Raw genomic sequence first — 20,452 nt, 5'->3', positions numbered from 1 at the left:
AGGCGGTGGCCGGTCCCCGAGAGGGGCCGGCCACCGCCTTCGTCTTCGGCGCGCCCGATCGGCCCACCGGCTCGTCGGCCCACCAGCCCGTCAGCCCGTCAGCCCATCGGCCCACCGGCCCGTCAGCCCGCCGGCTCCTCCGCACTCCGCAGCGGCACCTCCCGTACGCACCACGCCACCGCGAAGCCGAGTACGGCCAGCACCGCGGCGCCGATGAGGACGCCGTGCAGCCCGCTGGTGACCGCCGCCCGGTAGGCGCCCCGCACCGGCCCGGCCATCTCGTCCAACAACTGCGGCGTCAGCTGCCCGGACCCCGCCGTCAGCCGTCGCGCGGCGCCCTCTCCGACCCGGTCGGCGAGTCCGCTGCGCAGCCGGTCGGTGAAGATTGCGCCCAGCAGAGCGACGCCGAGCGAGCCGCCGAGCGTCCGCAGCAGGGTGACCGTGCCGCTGGCGGCTCCCATGTCACGTGGCGCCGCGCTGTTCATGGTGATGATCATGGTGCTCTGCATGACGAACCCGATGCCCATCCCCGCCACAACGGTGAGCGCCGAGGCGACGGCCGTCGTGGTGTCCGTACCGAGCAGCAACAGCAGCAGGACGCCGGCGGTCAGCACCCCGCCGCCCACGATCGGATAGATCCGGTAGCGGCCGTTGCGGCTGATCAGCGCGCCGGTGCCGAGCTGTACGCCGAGCATCCCGAACATCAGCGGCAGCAACAGCAGACCGCTGGCCGTCGGCGACAGGGACTGCACGAACTGCATGTACTGCGGCAGATAGCTGGTCGCGCCGAGCATCACCGCGCCGACCAGGAAGCTCAGGATCTGCGCCACGGTGAAGTTGCGGCTGCGGAACAGCCGGGGCGGGATGACCGGCTCCGCGGCCCGCCGTTCGACCCGTACGAACCAGGCCAGCGCCACCACGCCCACCGCCGCCAGCCCGAGAATCTGCGGCGATCCCCACCCGTAGCGAACACCGCCCCAACTGGCCAGCAGGGTCAGCGCCAGGATGGCGACGGACAGCAGCACCGCGCCCAGGTAGTCGATCCGCGCCGTGCTCCGCTCGGTGCGGGCCAGCCGGATCCCCACCCCCACGATCACCAGCGCCACCGCCCCGAGCGGCACATTCACATAGAACGCCCACCGCCAGCTCAGATGGTCCGTGAGGAACCCGCCCAGCAGCGGCCCGCCGATGAACGCGACCGGCATCATGCCGCCGATCATCGACTGCATCCGGCCGCTCTCCCGGGGCGGCACCAGCACCCCGATGATCGACAGCGCGCCGACCATCAACCCGCCCGCACCCAGCCCCTGTAGGGCCCGGAAGGCGATCAGCTGCCCCATGTCCTGCGACAGTCCGGACAGCATCGACCCGGCCAGAAAGACCACGATCGCCGCCATGAAGGTGCCCTTGCGGCCGTAGAGATCGCCCAGCTTCCCCCAGATCGGTGTCGCCACGGCGGTGGTGAGCAGATAGGCCGTCACCACCCACGACAGCTGTTCCAGCCCCCCGAGTTCGCCGACGATGGTGGGCAGCGCGGTCCCCACGATCATGCCGTCCACCATCGCCAGGAACATCCCCAGCAGCAGCCCGAACACCCCGAAGTACAGCGACCGCGGCCGTCGTCGCCGCGCTCCGCTTCCCGCCGCCTCGTCCGTCTCGTCGGCCCCTTCGGCCCGGTCGGCCGGTTCCGCCACCACCCTCACTGCGCCCCCTCCAGATATGTGTACGACACGCGCCGTGTACGGCGTATCGATCGAGATACAACGTACACACGAGTGTGTACAACGTCTACTCCTGATACGTTGTACGCCACGCTCCGGGAGGATCCGGGAAGGAATCGAGGCGACCCATGGCCAGCAAGAACGCCGACAACGGCAAGAAAGCCGCTGACGGCAAGGACCGGGAGCCGGCCGCCCCCGCCGCGGACGCGGCAGACCCGGCCGCGATCTCCCTCTGGGAGCGCCTGGACCGCCCGGCGCCGGCCCCCCGTGCCGCCCTGACGCCGCAGAAGATCGCCGCGGCCGCCGTACGGATCGCCGACGCCGACGGCATCGACGCCGTCACCATGCGCCGCCTGGCCACCGAACTGGGTGTCGCCCCCATGGCCGCCTACCGCTATGTCTCCGGCAAGGGCGACCTCCTCGACCTGATGACGGACGCGGTCTACGCGGACCTCAAGCTGCCCGATGACATCGACAACTGGCGCGAGGTCATGCGCGCCAACGCGCTGCGCACCCGCGAGATCGTGCTGAGCCACCCCTGGCTCATCCAGATCTCCTCACCACAGGCGCTGCGCGCGCTCACCCCCAGCCGGATGGCCGCGGCCGAACGCGCGCTCTCCGCCNCGCGCTCACCCCCAGCCGGATGGCCGCGGCCGAACGCGCGCTCTCCGCCCTGGACGGGCTGGGGCTCGACATCGACGCGATGATGTCCGTGCTCGGCACCGTCAACTCCTATGTCCACGGTGCGGTGTCCGCCGAATGCGCCCAGTACCTCCTGATGAAGGAGCAGGGCTGGACCAGCACCGACGACCTGCGGCTGGCCCTCGCCCCCCAGATGCGCTATCTGCTGAGCACCGGCCGCTATCCGACCTACCGCCGCTATATCCACGAAGCCACCCGCAAGGACGACCCTCAGTGGCGCTTCGAAACCGGCCTGGACAGCGTCCTCGACGGCATCGCGGCCCGACTGGGAATCTGATCTTCCGTCAGTTCAACGCGGATGCACCAGCTCCACCACACCCGCGAACCCCTCGCTCCCATGGCCGTCCGCCACCCGTCGCCGCATCAGCGCGAACAGCGGGGCGAAGAGCTCGGCACTGACACCCTGCGCGCGGCTCACCTCCCCGATGCTGTCGTGCGAGACCTGCATGGCGAGGGGTGAGCCGGTGACCGCGTAATCGCCGGAGTCGATCTGCGCCGCCATCGCGGGCAGGCCGCCGGCCATCGCCCGCAGCCACGGCAGCAGCAGCGCCGTGGTGAACTCCGCCACCGGACCGCCCGCCGAGCGCACCAGCGCGGCCGCGTGCACAAAGCCGCCGAACATCCCGTACATGCCGCTCAGCAGCGCGAGGTCGTTCAGCGGCGCCAGCCCGGGGTCCTCCCCCAGGTAGACGCTGCGGGCGAACGTGTCCAGCAGCTCCCGATGCGCCTCGAACGCCTCGCGCGAGCCGCTGTAGAGCACAAACGCCTCGGGGCGCGCGATGATCTCGGGGACGGCCATGATCCCGCCGTCGAGATAGGCGGCGCCGAGCGCCGTCACCCGCTCCGCCATCGCTCGGGCCTCCTCGGGCGACCCATTGGTCACATTGACCACCACCCGCCCCTGCAGCGCCGCGCGCCCGACGCCCTGCCCCTCCAACAGGGGGCCGATATCGGCGTAATCGAGAATGCAGACGATGACCACCTCACCGGCGGTGACCGCCTCGGCCACGGAACCGGCGCGCCGCGCACCCCGCCCGACCAGCCCCTCGTCCTTGCCGGGCGTCCTGTTCCACACGGTCACCTGATGGCCGGCCGCGAGCAGCGCAGCCGCCAGCGCCGTACCCATGCTCCCCAGACCGAGGACCGCCACACTCTTCTCTGCCGTCGTCACGAACCGAACTCCCGCCTCATTGCCAATGGTTCAGCGGCCGTCGCATGCTCCGACGGCCGCTGAACCAGTCTTGGCGGGAGTCCGGTACCGGACAAGTACCTACTTTTTAGTGCGTACTTACCTCAAGGTGAGTGCTGTGCTGTGCGGTGTGGGTGCGCGGGTGCCCGTACGGGTGGCCCCTCACTGGCGGTAGTGCTCGACGACCTTCGTGGCCGCGCCGCCGGCCACCGTGACCCGGACCTCGACGTTGCCGAGCCTGGCCGCCTTGCGCAGGTCGGCGAGGGTGCACGGGATGGTGCCGTAGCCGGAGCCGTCCGCGTGGACCCGGCCGTCGGGGGCCTCGCAGATCGCCGCCGCGCCGAGCACCTTGGTGCTGTCGGCGAGGAAGAACGCCTGCTCCGCGCCGCTCTTCGGGGCCACCGTGAGCTTGTCCTCGGTGAGCCACTGCAGCGTGCCGACCCAGGTGCCGCTGACGCCCTTACGGCCGGTGGACGCACCGCCCTGGCCACCGGAACCGCCGCCCGCCTGCTGGCCACCCGTAGTGGACGCACCCGAGGAAGAACCACCGGATGCGGAACCTCCGGATGCGGAGCCGCCGGTGGACGAGCCTCCGGTGGACGAGCCTCCGGTGGACGAACCCCCGGTGGACGAACCCCCGGTGGACGACCCTCCGGTCGCCTTCGAGCCACCGTCCGACGCGCCCTGGCCGCTCGACGAGGCCGAGGGCGCGGCCGATGCCTTGTCGTCCCCGTTCTGGCAGGCGGTCAGCGAGAGCGCCGCGGCGGCGATGAGCGAGGCGGCGGCGAGGCGACGGCCGCGGCGGCGGGTGGCGGCGGTGAGCGACACAGGAATCCCCCGAGCTGGTGAATGGTGCCCTTCGGCGTGATGATCACGACTCTCGCCGGACCGGCTAAAGATCCACTAACGCGCGGGTAACAACGCCTCGCAGCCGCGGCGTTCGTGCCTCACGGCCGAGGCGATGAACGGGAACGCACCGAGGCCCCCACCGTCCTGTCCCATCGGTGGGGGCCTCGGCACGTTCGGCGGAAGTGGCGGTCAGGCGGCGACCGTCACCTCGCCGCCCTCGGGGGCCCGCGTGTCCGCCGACCCGGTGGCCGGCGTCTTGCGGAGGCCCTTGAGGAGGATGACCAGGGCCGTGCTGACGACCGTGCCCGCGGCGATGGCGAGCAGGTAGAGCAACGGCTGGCCGATCAGAGGGACGACGAAGATCCCGCCGTGCGGGGCGCGGAGGGTGCAGCCGAAGGCCATCGACAGGGCGCCGGTGACCGCGCCGCCGGCCATCGCGGAGGGGATGACGCGCAGCGGATCGGCGGCGGCGAACGGAATCGCGCCCTCAGTGATGAACGAGGCACCGAGCACCCAGGCCGCCTTGCCGTTCTCCCGCTCGGCCTTGGTGAAGAGCCGGCCGCGGACGGTCGTGGCCAGCGCCATCGCCAGCGGCGGGACCATACCGGCCGCCATCACCGCGGCCATGACCTTCAGGCTGCCCTCGTTGGGGTTGGCGAGACCGCCGACCGCGAAGGCGTACGCGACCTTGTTCAGCGGGCCGCCGAGGTCGAAGCACATCATCAGGCCGAGAAGCGCGCCCAGGATGATCGCGTTGGCGCCGGAGAGGCCGGACAGCCAGTCGGTCAGGCCCTTTTGCAGCGCGGCGATCGGCTTGCCGACCACGAGGAACATCAGGAAGCCGACGATCGCCGACGAGATGAGCGGTATGACGACGACCGGCATGATGCCGCGCAACACCGGTGGGATGCTGATCCGTTGGATCGCCAGCACCACCGCACCCGCGATGAGTCCGGCGATCAGGCCGCCGAGGAAGCCCGCGTTGATGGTGAGGGCGAGGGCACCGCCGACGAAGCCCGGGACGAGGCCGGGCCGGTCCGCCATGCCGTACGCGATGAAACCGGCCAGGACCGGGACGAGGAAGCCGAAGGCCACGCTGCCGATCTGGAAGAGCAGGGCCGCCCAGCTCGTGGACTCGGTCCAGATGAAGTGTTCGGCGACGGACGGCGCCTTGTTGATCGTGTAGCCGCCGATGGCGAAGGCGAGGGCGATCAGCAGGCCGCCCGCGGCGACGAACGGCACCATGTAACTGACACCGGTCATCAGCCATTTGCGCAGACGGGTGGCGAAGCGGTCGGTGGCGTCGGCGCCCCTGTCCATGGGCACGCCGGCCCGAGCCGGGGCGCTCACCTCGCCGCGTTCGGCCTTCTCGCGTACCTCGGCGATGAGCTCGGCGGGGCGGTTGATGCCCGCCTTCACCCCGACGTCGACGGTGGGCTTCCCGGCGAACCGTTCCTTGTCCCGTACCTCGACGTCATGCGCGAGGATCACGCCGTCCGCGTCCGCGACCAGCTGCGGGTCGAGCCGCTTGAACCCGGCCGAGCCCTGCGTCTCGACGAACACCTCGACGCCGGCGGCCTGTCCGGCCTTCTCCAGCGACTCGGCGGCCATGTAGGTGTGTGCGATACCGGTGGGGCAGGAGGTGATGGCGACGATACGGAAGGGGGCGGGGGCGGGGGCGGTCTCCGCTTCGGCGTTGGCGTCGGCGTCCGCCTTGGCCTCCGCGTCCGTCTCCGCCTCCGCCTCCGTCTCCACGTCGGCCTCGGCTTCAGCCGACGGGGCGGACTCAGCGGCTGGCTCAGCGGAAGGCTCGGCAACCGGCTCGGCAACCGGCTCGTCCCCGCGGATCAGTGCCGCCGCGGCCTCCCCTCCGGTGGCGGACCGCAGCGCGCCGGTGAAGGACTCGTCCATCAGATGGCGGGCGAGCGTCGAGAGGATCGACAGATGGTCGGCGTCGCCGCCCGCCGGGGCCGCGATCAGGAAGATCAGGTCGGCCGGGCCGTCCGGCGCACCGAAGTCGATACCGGAGGCGCTGCGTCCGAAGGCCAGCGTCGGCTCGGTGACATGCGCGCTACGGCAGTGCGGAATGCCGATCCCGCCGTCCAGACCGGTCGGCATCTGGGCCTCGCGTGCGGCCACATCCGCGAGGAAGCCCTCCAGGTCGGTGACACGGCCGGACGCGACCATCCGCTCGGCCAGCGCTCGTGCGGCGGCGTCCTTCGTTTCTGCGGACAGGTCGAGGTCGACCAGTTCCGCGGTGATCAGCTCACTCATCGCGGGCTCCCTTGCGCGCGGTACCGCCGGACGGCGGTGGGGACGGGGCGGGGGGTGGCTGGGGACCCGGAGGTCGCAGGAGATCGATGCCTCGCGGGCGGGCGAGGACGCGCGGAGAGGTGCGGCGGGCAGTCATGACACCGGCTCCGTCAGCGCGCGGTCGAGCGGCACCTCGTCCGTCGTCGTCACGGCCGCCATATCGAGATCGGCCGGCGTCGGCATCAGGCTGCCGGGCAGCTGGACGGCGGCCGCGCCGTGCGCCACCGCGGCGGCCAGCGCGGCCACGCCGCTGCCGCCCGCCGCGAGGAAGCCGGCCAGCGAGGCATCGCCCGCGCCGACATTGCTGCGGACGGCGGTGACCGGGGCGCTGCCGAAGTGGGTGCCGTCCTCGTCGACCAGGAGCTGACCGTCCGCCCCCAGGGAGGCCAGTACGGCGCGGGCGCCCCACGCCCGCAGCTCCTCGGCGGCCTTGACCGCGTCGCCCACGGTGGCGAGCGGGCGTCCGACGGCCTGCGCCAGCTCCTCGGCGTTCGGCTTGACGACGTCCGGGCGTTCGCGCAGCGCCGCGGTCAGCGACGGTCCGGAGGCGTCCAGGGCGATCCGGGCACCGGCGCGATGGGCGCGGGCGACCAGTTCGGCGTACCACTCGGGTGCGAGGCCGCGCGGCAGGCTGCCGCAGCAGGCGATCCAGTCGGCTCCTGCCGAACGCTCGCCGACCTTCCGCAGCAGCGCCTCCGACTCGTCGCCGGTCAGCTCGGGGCCGGTCGCGTTGATCTTCGTGAGCGTGCCGTCGGGTTCGGCCACCGAGATGTTGGAGCGGGTCTGGCCGGCCACCGGCACGCCCGCCACCTCGATGCCCTCGGCGCCCAGCAGCCCGGCCAGGGCGGCGCCGGCGGGGCCGCCGAGCGGCAGCACCGCGAGGGTGATGTGTCCGGCGGCGGCGACCGCCCGCGAGACATTGACGCCCTTGCCGCCAGGGTCGATCCGGTCGGCGGTGGCCCGCAGCACGGCTCCACGGTCCAGCGCCGGGATCTCGTACGTACGGTCCAGGCTGGGGTTGGGGGTGACGGTGAGGATCATGCGCGTACTACTTCCGTGCCCGCGCGCTCGATGGCGAGGGCGTCGTCGGGGCTCAGGCCGGTGTCGGTGATGAGCAGGTCCACGTCCGACAGCTCGCCGAAGCGGGCGAAGTGCTGCTGCCCGAATTTGGCGGAGTCGGCGAGCAGGACGACCCGGCGGGCGGCGGCGATCAGCGCCCGCTTGACCGCGGCCTCCGCGAGGTCGGGGGTGGTCAGTCCGCCGTCGAGGGAGAAGCCGTTGGTCGCGAGGAACAGCACATCGGCGTTGATCTCGCGGTAGGCGCGCAGCGCCCAGTCGTCGACCGCGGCGCGCGTACGGTGCCGGATTCGGCCGCCTACGAGGTGGAGGGTGAGGCCGGGGTGGTCGGCCAGCCGGGCCGCGACCGGCAGGCCGTGGGTGACGACCGTGAGCTCGGCCTCCAGCGGGATCTCGGCGGCGAGCCGGGCGGCGGTCGTACCGGCGTCCAGGATCACGCTGCCGGAGCTGCCGGCGCCGTCCTCGCCTCCGGGGAGCTCGGCGAGCGCAGCCCGGGCGATGCGCTGCTTCTCGTCGGCGGCGACGGCGTCCCGCTCGGCGAGGTCCGGCTCGAAGTCCAGCCGGCCGGCCAGGATGGCGCCGCCGTGCACCCTGCGCACCAGGCCGGCCCGGTCCAGGGCCTTCAGATCGCGCCGCACGGTCTCGGCGGTGACCTGGAACTCCTCCGCCAGGGAGAGCACATCGACCCGTCCGCCCTCACGGGCCAGACGCAGGATCTCCTGCTGGCGCTCCGGTGCATACATCAGCGTTTGTGTCCGTTCCCTGCCCGAACCTGTGGTTTCACTGCGATGCTACGCCTGGATTTCCGAGAAGTAAACGGATTCGGGCTTCAGTCAGACCCAAACGGACATCGGAGGGTAGGGGAGGGCGCAGGTCACCCCGCCCTGGGATGCACAGGACGCACAGGACGCACGGGACGCACGGGACGCACGGGACGCACGGGACGCACGGGACGCACGGGACACGGAGATACCCCGGGGCACACCCGGGACACAAAGGAGCCCCGACGCCAGAAGTGGCACCGGGGCTCGTCCTATCGGGTACGGGGGGCTTACGCGGCCGCGTCGAATCCCGTGTCACGCGCCATCCGCTTCAGTTCGAGCAGCGCGTGCTTCTCGATCTGCCGGATCCGCTCGCGGGTCAGGCCGTGCTGCTTGCCGACCTCGGTCAGCGTGCGCTCGCGGCCGTCCTCGATGCCGTACCGGGCCTTGATGATCGAGGCGGTGCGGTGGTCGAGGCGATCGATCAGATCCTCCAGCTCCTCGCTGCGCAGCAGCGTGAGCACGGATTGCTCGGGCGAGGCCGCGGAGGCGTCCTCCAGCAGATCGCCGAACTGGGTGTCGCCGTCGTCGTCCACCGACATGTTGAGGCTGACCGGGTCGCGCGCCCAGTCCAGTACGTCGATGACGCGGGCGGGCGTCGAGCCCAGCTCACCGGCGACCTCCGCCGGCTCCGGGTCACGGCCGTTCTCGCGGTTGAACTCGCGCTGCACGCGACGGATCCGGCCAAGCTCCTCGACGAGGTGCACGGGCAGCCGGATCGTGCGCGACTGGTCGGCGATGGAGCGGGTGATGGCCTGACGGATCCACCACGTCGCATACGTCGAGAACTTGAAGCCCTTGGCGTAGTCGAACTTCTCCACGGCACGCACCAGACCGGCGTTGCCCTCCTGGATCAGATCCAGCAGCGGCAGTCCGGCGCGCGGGTAGCGGCGGGCGACGGCGACGACCAGGCGCAGGTTGGACCGGATGAAGACATCCTTGGCCTTGGCGCCCTCCGCGGCCAGCGCCTCGAGTTCCTCGCGGCCAGCACCTGCGGCGTTGCCGTCGGTGACCTCGCCGTCCAGGATCTGCTGGGCGTAGACACCCGCCTCGATGGTCTGGGACAGCTCAACCTCCTTGGCGGCGTCGAGCAGGGGTGTTCGCGCGATCTCGTCGAGGTACATGCCGACCAGGTCGCGGTCGGCGATCTCCCCGCCTACGGCGCGAACACTGTTGGCCCCGCCAGAAGCGCTGGTGCTTTCCTGACGACGGGCGACGGCACGGGTTGCCATGCGTGTGCTCCCTTTGCGATGAGTCGGTCGCGGGACGATGGGCGGGCCGGATGGTGCACGGGGTGCCGATGCTCACCGTGTGGTCCGTCCGAAGGAAACAACGGCTGGAATCCGGACAGAATTCCCACGCGGCAGCTCTATTTTTCTGATCATGCAGTACCCTGCACGGCCACCCTGGGAGGTCATGTGCTGCAGGAGCACCGGGAAGTGCAGGTCAGGGCGGGCGTCGAAGCGGACCTCCCGGCCCTTACGGATCTTTACAACCACTACATCCGTGAGACGTGCATCACATTCGACATGGAGCCCTTCACTCCCGAGGAGCGCCGCCCGTGGTTGCTCTCCCACCCCCAAGACGGCCCGCATCGCCTTGTGGTTGCACAGGAGACGACAGATCAGGCGAAAAAGCCGCACAACGGGCCGGCGGCCGGCCTACCGGGTGGTGCGTTGCCCAGTGACGAAGCCGCTTTGCCGGGCGACGGCGCACTGCTCGGTTACGCGACCAGCAGCGCGTTCCGCCCGAAGGCCGCCTACGCCCCTTCCGTCGAGGTCACGGTCTACTGCGCGCCGCACACCGCCGGCCGGGGCGTCGGCACGCTGCTCTACAAGGCCCTGTTCGAGGCGCTGGCCGACGAGGACGTGCATCGCGCCTACGCCGGGATCACCCAGCCGAACGAGCCGTCCACCCGCCTGCACACCCGCTTCGGCTTCCGGCACATCGGTACGTACACGGAGGTGGGCCGCAAGTTCGGCCGCTACTGGGACGCGGCCTGGTACCAGAAAGACCTGGGCTGAACCCGCTCCGCCGCCCACGCCGCCCGCTCCGCCCCGACTCCGTTGCCCGCTGATCCAGTTGACGCGGGCGGCACCCGGGTGTCGCCTGGACTGGAGGGCAGCGGGGCAATCGAGAGGAGCCCGTCATGGACCAGCACGCTCAGCGGCACGGCGCGAGGGCCGCCCGCTCACACGGCACCGTCGACGTCGAACGCGGTGCGACGGCCAACGCCCACACCCCGGAGCGGGCCTCGGGCATGGCCGGAATGGCCGCCAGGGCCAAGCGCATCCCGCCCAGAGTGTCGCTGCCGATCATCACGGCGCTCGCCTTCGGCTGCTTCACGATCTTCCGCACCCACACCGACGGCACCAAGGGCGGCCCGGCCATGCTGTACGGGCTGGCCGCGGCCGTGGTCACCGGGGTGCTGGGGCTCATGGTGGCCCACTTCCAGTCGTCCATGGTCACCGAGACCCGGGCGCTCGCCTACGGCGCGCTCTTCGGCGCCTCGATCGGCTGGGCCTACAGCCTCGGCGGGGAATCGATCCTCAAGTCATGCGCCTTCGGCTTCACCTTCGCCGCCTGCATGTTCGTCGTTGCTCTCTACATCTTCCGCACCCACCGCGTCCGCGAACCGCACGGCGAACACCGCCCCCACGAGCCCCACCGCCACCATCGCCTCCCCGTGGCGACGCACTGAGGCGGCAACGCTCCGAGGCGCGGCTCCGAGGCGCCGCCGCCACGAACGCCTTCACACCTAGGGAGCGCGCCTACCTCACCGGCCGCCCGCCGGCCCGCCTCGCGACCACCGGGCCGGACGGCGGCCCGCAGGTGCGCCCGGTCGGCTTCGTGCTCAACGGACGACGACACCATCGACATCGGCGGGCCCGCGGTGAGCCGCGGCCAGAAGTACCGCAACGCCCGGGCCCGCCCCGAAGTCTCCCTGCTCATCGACGACATGGCGCCGGCCGACGACCCGTTCGCGCCAGCTGGCACCTCGAACCGGATGACGGCCGCCCCGGACCCGCAACGTCGGTTGAGCCCCAAGGCACCGGACCGCCTCACTCCACCTGCCGCACCGCGTCGTCCGACGTCCGACGGATGGTGCGCAGCGGCCGGCCCGGCACCCAGCTCTCCAGCACCAGACACGGATCCTCGACGTACGTACGCACCACCTCCGTCAGCTCCGCCCGGAACAGATGGAACGGCTCCGGTGGCCGCGCCACCGCCGCATAGCGCGCGACCACCTCCACGTCGGTCACCTCGACCGCCCGCCCGGACACCCGGACGTCACCGCCGGCCAGGTCGGTGCCCGGCCCCGGATTGGCGTGCAGCGAGAAGCGAGGGTCGCGCCGCAGGTCAAGCGCCTTGCGCGAGCCCAGCATCATGCCCAGCCACAGTTCCCCGCGGCGGAAGTCCGCCTCCAGGCCGGTGAGCCGCGGCGCACCGTCCTTGCGGAGCGTGGCCAGGACATGGTGCTGATACGCCCCGAACCGCTTCCGCACCCGCCCGGCGAACTCCGGCACCGCCTCCTCGACCGCCGCCCAGCCGACCGCCTTGCCCACGCCGTCTCCGCTGCCCGCACCGCCGGCTGCACGGACCGCACTGCCCTCGCCGTCTGTCTTCTCACTCGTCATGCCGGCAGCTTCCCCCCCATACCCGACACCTCCTGTCCGGTATGGGAACCCTCCGGAATCACGACAGCGGCCGCCCCGCTCCTGCGGACCGATCGCCTCCGGCCTTACGACCAGCGGTGTAGGCCGGAAGCCCGTTACGCGCCCGGTACCCGCCGACCTAGCCTCGGGCCATGGATACGACGAGCGGCACACTCGACGAAGCCCTGCAACGCCTGCACACCTCCGGCCCGGAGTTCAAGGGCTTTCTGAGCAACCACGGCCCGATGGCCGTCGAAGCGATGATCCGCAACGGCCAGGCCCACACCGTCCACCGCTGGCTCGACGCGTACGAGAACAAACTGGAGGGCGTACCGAGCGCCCGCGCCCGTATCACCGACGCCAACTGGCAGGAGGCGCTGGGCGATACGAGCCGGGTCACCGACTGGACCGCGTACTTCACCGACCGGGTCGCCGAGCGTCCCTGGCGCGAGATTCTCGCCGAGTGGTGGCCGCGTCTGCTGCCCGGCATCGCCGGCGCCGCCACCCATCCGGTCATCCGCTTAGGCCATGCCGTACGCAGCCTGCTGACGGAGGGGGAAGACGCCCCGCGCCTCGCGGAGTTCGCGCACGCCCTCGGCTACTGGGCCGCCCGCCATCTGCTGCTGCCCGCCGCCGTGCACCCCGCGGGCAGCGCCACCCCCACCGAGGCGCTGGCCGCCCTCCCCCGCATCGCCGACCAGCGCGTGACACCCGTGAACGGCTACGCCCAACTGACCGACACCCCCGGGTGGTTGAGCACCACCGAGTCGCTGTACGTCCCCGACGACCCCGAGGCCGTACGCGCGGGCCTGACGGCGCTCGTCCGGGCCGCCACCCTCAACTACGCCGACTACGGGCACGGGAACGGCATCATGCTGGTGCACGCCGCCACCGCGCCGAACGCGGTGCTGCGCACCCTGCCCGCACTCCCGCGGGATCTGTGGGCGAGCTCCTTCGCGGTCGCCTGGGCGGCGACCTCGGCGGTCACCGCCATCTACGCCGCCGGCACCCCGCGACCGGCACCGGACGCCTCCTCGGTCACGCCCGAAGAGGTCTTCGAGCGGGCGGTCGCCAACGGCAACGAGCATGCGATCAAGTTCGCGGACACCGCTCTGGACGTGGCGGCGGCCTCCGAGGACGGCGACACCCGCGCCCTGTCGGCGGCCCTGAACGCCGTTGCCCTGATCGACGAGGACGACTGACGGCAGCTGCCCCTCTGTGCCCATAGGCCCCTACACCCATAGGCCCCTACGCCCCGGCCGCTCTCAGCCGAACTGCACCGACCGCTTCGCCAGCCCCATCCAGAACCCGTCGATCACACTTCGCCCGCTGTCCAGCTGCCCCTGGGCGTCCGCGGCCCCCAGGGTCACGAACAGTGGCGCGAAGTGCTCGGTGCGTGGATGGGCCAGCCGTCCGGCCGGCGCCTTGTGCGCAAAGTCGAAGAGGGCGTCGAGGTCCTGGGCCTCCAGGGCCTGCCGCCCCCAGTCGTCGAACTCCGCCGACCAGGCGGGCGTACCGTCCCCGAGCTGCCGCAGCGCCGCCAGATTGTGGGTGAAGAAACCGCTGCCGATGATCAGCACGCCCTCCTCGCGCAGCGGCGCGAGCTTGCGGCCGATCTCGTGGAGCCGCCGCGGGTCGAGCGTCGGCAGGGATATCTGCAGCACGGGGATGTCGGCCTCCGGGTACATCTCGACGAGCGGCACATACGCACCGTGGTCGAGCCCCCGGTCGGGGATGTCCGCCACGGGCGTGCCCGCCGTACGCAGCGTCTTACGGATCCGCTCGGCCAGCTGCGGCGCACCGGGGGCCGGGTAGGTCACCTGGTGGTAGTGCTCCGGGAAGCCCCAGAAGTCGTGGACCAGCGGCACCGTCTCCGTGGCGCCGAGCGCGAGCGGCGCCTCCTCCCAGTGGGCGGAGACGATCAGTACGGCCGCGGGGCGCGGCAGCTGCGCGGACCACGCGGCCAGCTGGTCCGGCCACCAGGGGTCGTCGGCGAGCGGCGGCGCTCCATGACTGAGATATAGGACAGGCATTACGGACATAACAACTCCACAGCGGCAGACTGGGCGGTAGTCGGTGCGCCATCGACATCCAGCCGCCGCACACCCTGATACTTGAATGTTCAAGCGTCAGATTCCAGCCTAACCCGGCGTTGTTAAAACTTAAATAACTCTCCGAGCGGTGAGAGAGTGGATGGTATGAGCAACGAACCCGCAACCGAGCCGCGCTGGCTCAGTGACGAGGAGCAATACGCCTGGCAGTGCTACCTCCACGCCACCACGCTCCTGGAGGACCACCTCGACCGTCAGCTACAGCGCGACGCCGGGATGCCGCACGTCTATTACGGCCTGCTCGTCCAGCTCTCCCGTGCGCCGCGGCGCCGGATGCGGATGACCGAGCTGGCCCAGAACGCGAAGATCACCCGTTCCCGGCTCTCCCACGCGATCGCCCGCCTGGAGAAGAACGGCTGGGTGCGCCGGGAGAACTGCCCCTCCGACAAGCGGGGCCAGAACGCCCACCTCACGGACGAGGGAATGCGGGTACTGGAGAAGGCCGCCCCCGGGCACGTCGCCGCCGTCCGCGCGGCGATATTCGACCGTCTCTCCACGGAACAGATCGGCCAACTTGCCGAGATCTGCCAGGTAATGACCGAAGGACTGCAACCGCAAGGCGCCGACCTCCCCTGGCTCCGCTGACGGATCAGCGGAACCGGAAGAGGCCGGCGCGCGGGTGGGTGAAAGAGCCGGAAGAGGACGACACCGGTTCAGGTGAACTACGGGCGGCCGGGGCGGCGGAAGGCCTTCGCGGGCCCTCAGGGCCCCTGCGAGCCGCGCCGCCCCTCCTGCCTCAGTGCACCATCACCGGAATCTGGACCTCGTCCCCGTCCTCGGACGCGCCCACGGCCGCACCCGCACCGTCGTCGGAGGAGGCCACCGGCGAACCGGCGCCCGGCCGTCCGGTGTTGATGAAGGTGAAGGCGATTACGCCCGCCAGGGCCAGGATGCCGACCGCCCACCAGATGGCGGTGCTGTAGCCGTGCACCATCGACTGGAGCTTGAGCAGGTCCGCCGAGCGTGCGCCGGCCGCGTGCGAGGTGGCGTACGCGGTGGTGGCGCTGGCCGCGATGGTGTTCAGCAGGGCGGTACCGATCGCGCCGCCCACCTGCTGCGAGGTGTTGACCATCGCGGAGGCGACACCGGCGTCCCGCGGCTGGACACCGTGCGTGGCCAGCGACATGGCCGGCATGAACGCCGTACCCATGCCGAGGCCCATCAGCAGGAACCCGGGCAGGATCAGCGCGGGGTAGGACGTGTCCAGGTCGATCTGGGTCAGCACCAGCATGCCGAGCGCGGCGACCGTGAAGCCGGGCGCCATCAGCAGCCGCGGCCGGACGCGGGTCATCAGCCGGGCGCCGATCTGCGTCGAGCCGGTGATCATGCCGACGATCATCGGGAGGAAGGCCAGACCGGTCACGACCGGCGTATAGCCCTTCACGATCTGCAGGTAGTAGGTCAGGAAGAGGAAGAGACCGAACATGCCGATCACGGCCAGTCCCAGCGACGCGTAGACACCGGCGCGGTTCCGCTCCGCGACCACCCGCAGCGGCAGCAGCGGCGCCTTCACCTTGGACTCGACCAGCACAAACGCCAGCAGGAGCACAGCGGCCGCGACGAACAGCCCGAGCGTCGGGCCGGCCAGCCAGCCGTCGGACTCGGCGCGGGTGAACCCGTAGACCAGCGAGACCAGGCCGAGCGTGGCCAGGATGACGCCGGGGACGTCCAGCCGGGAGGGGTTACGGCCCTCCGCGGGCTCCCGGATGACCAGGAAGGCGCCGGTCGCGGCAACCACGGCGAACGGGATGTTGACGAAGAAGGTCCAGCGCCAGTTCATGTACTCGGTCAGCACACCGCCGAGGATCAGGCCCACGGCGCCGCCACCACCGGCGATCGCACCGAAGATGCCGAACGCCTTGGCGCGCTCCTTGGCCTCGGTGAACGTCACCGCCAGCAGCGACAGCGCGGCGGGCGCCAGCAGCGCACCGAAGACACCCTGCAGCGCACGCGCGCCCAGCAGCATCCCCTGGTTGGCCGCGGCCCCGCCGAGCGCGGAGGCGACCGCGAATCCGACCAGCCCGATGATGAAGGTCCGCTTCCGTCCCCACAGGTCGGCCACCCGCCCGCCGAACAGCAGCAGCCCGCCGAAGGCGAGCGCGTAGGCGGTGATCACCCATTGCCGGTTGGCGTCGGTGATACCGAGATCCACCTGGGCGGAGGGCAGCGCGATGTTCACGATGGTCGCGTCGAGGACGACCATCAGCTGGGCGAGGGCGATGAATATCAGCGCTTTCCAGCGCCGGGGATCGGCATATGTGGCTGTTTCAGGCATGGCGGGATCCACCTAGTGGTGCGGTGAGCGGACAAGGGCGAAGAACGGGACGCGTGAACGTGAAGACGTGCGAAGGCCGGGGCGCGTGGGGCGGCCGACGGGACGCGTAAGACGGGCGGACGGGTAAGACGGGCGGGACGTGGGAGGCCTGTTTGTGCGGCGCGCTGCCCCCGGTTACGAGCGGCGCCTCAGGTCTTCCAAGGTGGCGGCCGAACCGGGCAGTTCGGAGCGGGCGGGCGCCTGCAGACCGTCCAGGAACAGCTGCAGATGCCGGTGCACGAACTTCTCGAAATCGGTACACGCACTGCCGGGAAGCGGGCGGGTGAGCTGGGTGAGCGCGACCATCAGGTCACCGACGGCGATGTCGGTACGCAGCTGGCCGCTGTCGCGCGCGGCACCCATGACGGCCTCGACGGCCGCCCCCAGGCGCTCGCGGGCGGCGAGCAGATCGGGGTGGTCACGGTCGATGCCATCGGAGAGCAAGGGGCACAGCGCCCCGATCCGCTCCTCCACCGCAGCGTGGACGAAGCGCCTCAGCGCTCGGAAGGCATCGGACTCCTCGGCAAGGGCGCTCTCCGCGGCGTCCGCGGTACGGGACATGACGGAGAGCGTGACGTGGTGGATCAACTCCAGGCGATCCGCGAAGTGACGATAAAGCGTCGCATTGCCGACTCCCGCACGTCGAGCTATTTCATCGAGCGAGACCTCGGCCCCGAACTCGACCATGGTCTCGCGGGCGGCCGCGATGATCCGCTCCCGGTTACGCAGGGCATCGGCCCGCAGACGGGGCGGCTGCCCCTGCTGCTGCCCCTGCTGCCCGGTCTTCGCGCAGCTGGCGACGGCGGTCATGCGGCTCACTCCCCTCGACTTTCGGTGCCGAACCGATGTTCGGTACTGAATCCACTTTCGGTGCCGAACCGGGGAGACGCTCCCCGTTTCATCCGGACGCCTGGTTAAACGGGGAGACCGTCCCCGGATATTTCACGTCCCACATGTGATCTGGTTCACATTCATGGGCCGGCTCGCCGGAGACTCCCCGCGCCACAGGACCTGCCCGAGGACCGACCCAAGGACCAACCCGAGGACCGACCGAGGACCGACCCATCCGGCCCTGCCCCGCGACTCCAGCTGACGCCACTTGACTCCGGTTGACGTAACTCCGCGCGCGAGCGATCACCCCTCGACACAAGGTGATCGATATGAAGCTCAAGGTATCCGCCGTTCTGGCCGTGGGCGCGGCCACCGCGGCCGCGGCCATAGCGCTGGGCTCGCCGCCCAACGCCGTAGCCATACCTTCGGGGCCCGGCGCCCCGCCGAGCGGCCCGTGCGCGCTGCGCGGCATCAGCAACGACGTCGCCGAATCCGCGGACACCCCCGCCGGTTTCGCCCGCTCGTCCGGCGTCGTACGGGCGCTCACCCTCTTCATCGACTTCCCGGACGCCCGCGCCACGATGTCCCCCCACGCCCGCTTCGCCGAGTTCTTCCCGGCCGCGACGGACTACTTCCGCATCAGCTCGTACGGCAGGCTGACCTACCACCCCATCCCGCTGTTCCAGTGGATCCGCATGTCGCGACCGCTCGCGGCGTACGGCATCCAGCGCGGCGCCAGCTTCGACCCGGCCTCGGACAGCGGCTATCACGCCCTGTCCCAGGAGGTCGTCCGCGCCGTCGACCCGATCGTCGACTTCCGCGACTACGACGTCATCAACGTCATCGCCTCACCCAACGCCGGCCCGCCCGCGACGCGTACGGTCCTGTCGGTCACCTTCAGCGGTGGGGACATGGGGATGAAGACCGCCGACGGCGTACCGTTCCGGAACACGTCCTTCATCTGGAGCCGGCAAACCGGGGTGAGCGCCTTCCGCGTCCTCAACCACGAGAACGCGCACAGCTTCGGCCTGCCCGACCTCTACTACACCGACGAGCGCCGCGCCACGCCCCCCGTAGGCCACTGGGACCCGATGGACGAGGACTGGGGGCCGAGCAACGACTTCGTCGGCTGGCACAAGTGGAAGCTCGGCTGGCTCTCCCCCGACCAGGTGCACTGCGCGCCGCACAACGGGACGCCCGGCGAACACACCCTCACCCCGGTCTCCACGCCCGGCGGCACCAAGATCGTCGTCATCCCGACCTCGCCCCGCACCGCCCTGGTCGCCGAGGCCCGCACCCGCGGCCTGCTCGATCCGACGGTCTGCCGGCCCGGCGTCCTGGTCTACCGCGTCGCCACCGACGTCCCCTCGGGCCGCGGCCCGCTGCGCATCGTGGACGCCACCCCGCACAGCGGCGGCTGCTACAAGAGCAGCAAATTCGTCGAACCGGAGCTGACCGACGCCACCTTCCTCCCCGGCGACACCTACACCGACCACACCACCGGCGCCGCGGTCACCGTCCTCACGGAGAACCCCGACGGCACCTACCGCGTACGGGTCACCCCCGCACGCACCTGACCCACAACCTCACCCCTCCCCCCGTTCCTCCTCCCCTTCCCCTCTCCTGTCCTCCCGCCAGTGCCGCCGCCCGATACTGATCAGCCGCAGCTGACGGCGCGACCTCCGCACCACCTGCCCGGCCGCCCCCTCCGCACCGTCCTCCTCGGCATCGAGCAACGCCGCAGCCGTCGTCACCAGCCGGTCCACATACAGCTCCGCCAGCATCCGCACATCCTCGTCGCGCCACCCCTCCGACGCCGGCTGGGACTTCAGCGCCGCCGCGACCTCCTGCGCGAACCGGTCCAGCTCACCCGCGATGGCCTGCCGTACGGCCCGTACGCCGCCATGCCGCTCGCGCGCCACGAACCGGATGTGCAGCGGGTGTTGGCGCACATGCTGCTCCACGACCGCGACCGTACGGTCTATCCGCTCCTCGGCCGCGTCCTGCTCGGCGAGGATCGCCCGCACCATCACATGCAGACTCCCCAGCGCCTCCTCCACCAGCGCGACACCCAGCTCACCCATGTCCCGGAAGTGCCGGTAGAACGCGGTCGGGGCGATCCCCACCACCCGCGTCACCTCCCGCAAACCCAGGCTGCTCAGGCTCTGCTCCTCCAGCAGGCCGAGCGCCGCGTCGAGCAGCGCCTGACGGGTCTTCTGTTTCTGGGCCTGCCGGACTCCAAGACTGTGACTCATGTCATCCAGTAAACAACCGTTCTCCGAACTACTCCAGTCGCGGGCAGTCGTAGACTGAGGGAACTGAGTGAACAACTGTCCTCTGGAATCGGAAAGGCAGATCATGCTCTTCCTCGTCGCAGCCCTCCTCCTGATGGGGATCATGCTGGGCACCGCGGCACACCTCCCCGTCCCCGTCACCGTCGTCGCAGCCACCGTCATCGCCGGCTGGCTGCTCGTCTTCTTCCTCCGCGAACGCCGCCACCAGGCCGAGGTGACCTCCCGATGACCGCGCTCACCGAAGCCACGTCGACGACGCGGACCGCATCGGCCGCGGCCAAGGCCCTGCGCCGCTCCGCCTCCCGTCCGCGCTCCCACGCCGACGGCATGGCCGTGGCCTCCTTCATCCTCGGCCTGCTCGGCACCCTGGTCCTCAACCTCGTGCTCGGCCCCTGCGCCCTGGTCCTCGGCGGCCTGGCCCTGGCCCGCGGCACCGACCGCCGCGGCCGCGCCCTCCTGGGCATCGCCCTCGGCGCCGCCGACCTCCTCCTGCTCGCCCTCCTCGTCACGACGGACGGCACCGTCAGCTGGCACATCGGCAGCTGACACCCCGGACGGCCGGGCACCTGGTCCG

Annotated in this window: 20 protein-coding genes and 1 pseudogene; 9 read left to right on the top strand and 12 right to left on the bottom strand. The window is 71.0% G+C overall.

Going from position 1 to position 20,452, the window contains the following annotated elements; all coding sequences use genetic code 11:
* Window positions 1–122 precede the first annotated feature (122 nt).
* Complete coding sequence (locus tag DY245_RS15530) at window positions 123–1,595, bottom strand: MDR family MFS transporter (RefSeq protein ID WP_425329394.1); 1,473 nt, start codon at window positions 1,593–1,595, stop codon at window positions 123–125.
* Between the two features lie 254 nt (window positions 1,596–1,849).
* Between DY245_RS15530 and DY245_RS47855 the strand changes: the two are divergent.
* Window positions 1,850–2,344: pseudogene (locus tag DY245_RS47855) on the top strand (TetR family transcriptional regulator); the annotation flags it as partial.
* Window positions 2,345–2,364: 20 nt separating this feature from the next.
* Entirely contained in the window at window positions 2,365–2,700 is a 336-nt protein-coding gene (locus tag DY245_RS46315) for a TetR/AcrR family transcriptional regulator C-terminal domain-containing protein (protein WP_342354194.1), read from the top strand.
* A 12-nt stretch (window positions 2,701–2,712) separates the two neighbouring features.
* Here the strand turns inward: DY245_RS46315 and DY245_RS15520 are convergent, their stop codons facing one another.
* The 6 genes from DY245_RS15520 to DY245_RS15490 form a co-directional block, all read right to left on the bottom strand.
* Entirely contained in the window at window positions 2,713–3,594 is an 882-nt protein-coding gene (locus tag DY245_RS15520) for an NAD(P)-dependent oxidoreductase (RefSeq protein ID WP_128507713.1), read from the bottom strand.
* A gap of 180 nt (window positions 3,595–3,774) precedes the next feature.
* Entirely contained in the window at window positions 3,775–4,440 is a 666-nt protein-coding gene (locus tag DY245_RS44365; protein ID WP_181923687.1) for a hypothetical protein, read from the bottom strand.
* Between the two features lie 210 nt (window positions 4,441–4,650).
* Window positions 4,651–6,735, bottom strand: coding sequence for a PTS fructose transporter subunit IIABC (locus DY245_RS15505; protein WP_128507709.1), 2,085 nt, complete (start codon window positions 6,733–6,735; stop codon window positions 4,651–4,653).
* A gap of 132 nt (window positions 6,736–6,867) precedes the next feature.
* The gene (pfkB, locus tag DY245_RS15500) at window positions 6,868–7,815 is read right to left on the bottom strand and encodes a 1-phosphofructokinase (RefSeq protein ID WP_128507707.1); all 948 of its coding nucleotides are present in this window, start codon (window positions 7,813–7,815) and stop codon (window positions 6,868–6,870) included.
* A complete protein-coding gene (locus DY245_RS15495; protein WP_128507705.1) occupies window positions 7,812–8,594 on the bottom strand; it encodes a DeoR/GlpR family DNA-binding transcription regulator in 783 nt (260 codons plus the stop codon). The genes pfkB and DY245_RS15495 overlap by 4 nt, the downstream gene beginning before the upstream one ends.
* A gap of 308 nt (window positions 8,595–8,902) precedes the next feature.
* Window positions 8,903–9,904 carry a sigma-70 family RNA polymerase sigma factor gene (locus DY245_RS15490; protein ID WP_128507703.1) on the bottom strand — a complete coding sequence of 334 codons (1,002 nt, stop codon included), beginning with the start codon at window positions 9,902–9,904 and terminating at the stop codon, window positions 8,903–8,905.
* A 186-nt stretch (window positions 9,905–10,090) separates the two neighbouring features.
* On the opposite strand from DY245_RS15490, the gene DY245_RS15485 reads away from it, so the two are divergent.
* Complete coding sequence (locus DY245_RS15485) at window positions 10,091–10,696, top strand: GNAT family N-acetyltransferase (RefSeq protein WP_128507701.1); 606 nt, start codon at window positions 10,091–10,093, stop codon at window positions 10,694–10,696.
* Window positions 10,697–10,821: 125 nt separating this feature from the next.
* The gene (locus DY245_RS15480; protein ID WP_128507699.1) at window positions 10,822–11,373 is read left to right on the top strand and encodes a hypothetical protein; all 552 of its coding nucleotides are present in this window, start codon (window positions 10,822–10,824) and stop codon (window positions 11,371–11,373) included.
* A 361-nt stretch (window positions 11,374–11,734) separates the two neighbouring features.
* On the opposite strand, the gene DY245_RS15470 is transcribed toward DY245_RS15480, so the two are convergent.
* Entirely contained in the window at window positions 11,735–12,310 is a 576-nt protein-coding gene (locus DY245_RS15470) for a pyridoxamine 5'-phosphate oxidase family protein (protein ID WP_128507696.1), read from the bottom strand.
* Between the two features lie 170 nt (window positions 12,311–12,480).
* On the opposite strand from DY245_RS15470, the gene DY245_RS15465 reads away from it, so the two are divergent.
* Window positions 12,481–13,530, top strand: coding sequence for a questin oxidase family protein (locus DY245_RS15465; protein ID WP_128507694.1), 1,050 nt, complete (start codon window positions 12,481–12,483; stop codon window positions 13,528–13,530).
* A gap of 63 nt (window positions 13,531–13,593) precedes the next feature.
* On the opposite strand, the gene DY245_RS15460 is transcribed toward DY245_RS15465, so the two are convergent.
* Window positions 13,594–14,370 (bottom strand): dioxygenase family protein, encoded by a 777-nt coding sequence (locus tag DY245_RS15460; protein ID WP_181923686.1) that lies wholly within the window; start codon window positions 14,368–14,370, stop codon window positions 13,594–13,596.
* Between the two features lie 156 nt (window positions 14,371–14,526).
* On the opposite strand from DY245_RS15460, the gene DY245_RS15455 reads away from it, so the two are divergent.
* On the top strand, window positions 14,527–15,024 hold the full coding sequence (locus DY245_RS15455) for a MarR family winged helix-turn-helix transcriptional regulator (RefSeq protein ID WP_128507692.1): 498 nt from the start codon (window positions 14,527–14,529) through the stop codon (window positions 15,022–15,024).
* Between the two features lie 151 nt (window positions 15,025–15,175).
* On the opposite strand, the gene DY245_RS15450 is transcribed toward DY245_RS15455, so the two are convergent.
* Both DY245_RS15450 and DY245_RS15445 read right to left on the bottom strand, forming a co-directional pair.
* Entirely contained in the window at window positions 15,176–16,714 is a 1,539-nt protein-coding gene (locus DY245_RS15450) for an MFS transporter (protein ID WP_128507690.1), read from the bottom strand.
* Window positions 16,715–16,888: 174 nt separating this feature from the next.
* A complete protein-coding gene (locus DY245_RS15445) occupies window positions 16,889–17,563 on the bottom strand; it encodes a TetR/AcrR family transcriptional regulator (protein ID WP_128507688.1) in 675 nt (224 codons plus the stop codon).
* Window positions 17,564–17,913: 350 nt separating this feature from the next.
* Here DY245_RS15445 and DY245_RS15440 point away from each other — a divergent pair, with 350 nt between their 5' ends.
* Window positions 17,914–19,161 (top strand): M6 family metalloprotease domain-containing protein, encoded by a 1,248-nt coding sequence (locus DY245_RS15440; RefSeq protein WP_128507686.1) that lies wholly within the window; start codon window positions 17,914–17,916, stop codon window positions 19,159–19,161.
* A gap of 9 nt (window positions 19,162–19,170) precedes the next feature.
* On the opposite strand, the gene DY245_RS15435 is transcribed toward DY245_RS15440, so the two are convergent.
* The gene (locus DY245_RS15435; protein WP_128507684.1) at window positions 19,171–19,839 is read right to left on the bottom strand and encodes a TetR family transcriptional regulator; all 669 of its coding nucleotides are present in this window, start codon (window positions 19,837–19,839) and stop codon (window positions 19,171–19,173) included.
* Window positions 19,840–19,906: 67 nt separating this feature from the next.
* Here DY245_RS15435 and DY245_RS15430 point away from each other — a divergent pair, with 67 nt between their 5' ends.
* Window positions 19,907–20,107 (top strand): hypothetical protein, encoded by a 201-nt coding sequence (locus DY245_RS15430; RefSeq protein ID WP_128507682.1) that lies wholly within the window; start codon window positions 19,907–19,909, stop codon window positions 20,105–20,107.
* A complete protein-coding gene (locus tag DY245_RS15425) occupies window positions 20,104–20,424 on the top strand; it encodes a hypothetical protein (protein ID WP_181923685.1) in 321 nt (106 codons plus the stop codon). The genes DY245_RS15430 and DY245_RS15425 overlap by 4 nt, the downstream gene beginning before the upstream one ends.
* Window positions 20,425–20,452 lie beyond the last annotated feature (28 nt).

The sequence above is a fragment of the Streptomyces inhibens genome (genome assembly GCF_003389455.1).
Lineage (GTDB): Bacteria > Actinomycetota > Actinomycetes > Streptomycetales > Streptomycetaceae > Streptomyces > Streptomyces inhibens.
Note: the sequence above shows the minus strand (reverse complement) of the source record. Positions and strands in the feature narration are given on the sequence as shown.

Coding starts and splice junctions, on each gene's coding strand:
- pfkB (WP_128507707.1), bottom strand. CDS start 7,815: ATGATCCTCACCGTCACCCCCAACCCCAGCCTGGACCGTACGTACGAG.
- DY245_RS15455 (WP_128507692.1), top strand. CDS start 14,527: ATGAGCAACGAACCCGCAACCGAGCCGCGCTGGCTCAGTGACGAGGAG.
- DY245_RS15465 (WP_128507694.1), top strand. CDS start 12,481: ATGGATACGACGAGCGGCACACTCGACGAAGCCCTGCAACGCCTGCAC.
- DY245_RS15495 (WP_128507705.1), bottom strand. CDS start 8,594: ATGTATGCACCGGAGCGCCAGCAGGAGATCCTGCGTCTGGCCCGTGAG.
- DY245_RS15490 (WP_128507703.1), bottom strand. CDS start 9,904: ATGGCAACCCGTGCCGTCGCCCGTCGTCAGGAAAGCACCAGCGCTTCT.
- DY245_RS15440 (WP_128507686.1), top strand. CDS start 17,914: ATGAAGCTCAAGGTATCCGCCGTTCTGGCCGTGGGCGCGGCCACCGCG.
- DY245_RS15435 (WP_128507684.1), bottom strand. CDS start 19,839: ATGAGTCACAGTCTTGGAGTCCGGCAGGCCCAGAAACAGAAGACCCGT.
- DY245_RS15480 (WP_128507699.1), top strand. CDS start 10,822: ATGGACCAGCACGCTCAGCGGCACGGCGCGAGGGCCGCCCGCTCACAC.
- DY245_RS15445 (WP_128507688.1), bottom strand. CDS start 17,563: ATGACCGCCGTCGCCAGCTGCGCGAAGACCGGGCAGCAGGGGCAGCAG.
- DY245_RS15450 (WP_128507690.1), bottom strand. CDS start 16,714: ATGCCTGAAACAGCCACATATGCCGATCCCCGGCGCTGGAAAGCGCTG.
- DY245_RS15470 (WP_128507696.1), bottom strand. CDS start 12,310: ATGACGAGTGAGAAGACAGACGGCGAGGGCAGTGCGGTCCGTGCAGCC.
- DY245_RS15505 (WP_128507709.1), bottom strand. CDS start 6,735: ATGAGTGAGCTGATCACCGCGGAACTGGTCGACCTCGACCTGTCCGCA.
- DY245_RS15460 (WP_181923686.1), bottom strand. CDS start 14,370: ATGTCCGTAATGCCTGTCCTATATCTCAGTCATGGAGCGCCGCCGCTC.
- DY245_RS46315 (WP_342354194.1), top strand. CDS start 2,365: ATGGCCGCGGCCGAACGCGCGCTCTCCGCCCTGGACGGGCTGGGGCTC.
- DY245_RS15425 (WP_181923685.1), top strand. CDS start 20,104: ATGACCGCGCTCACCGAAGCCACGTCGACGACGCGGACCGCATCGGCC.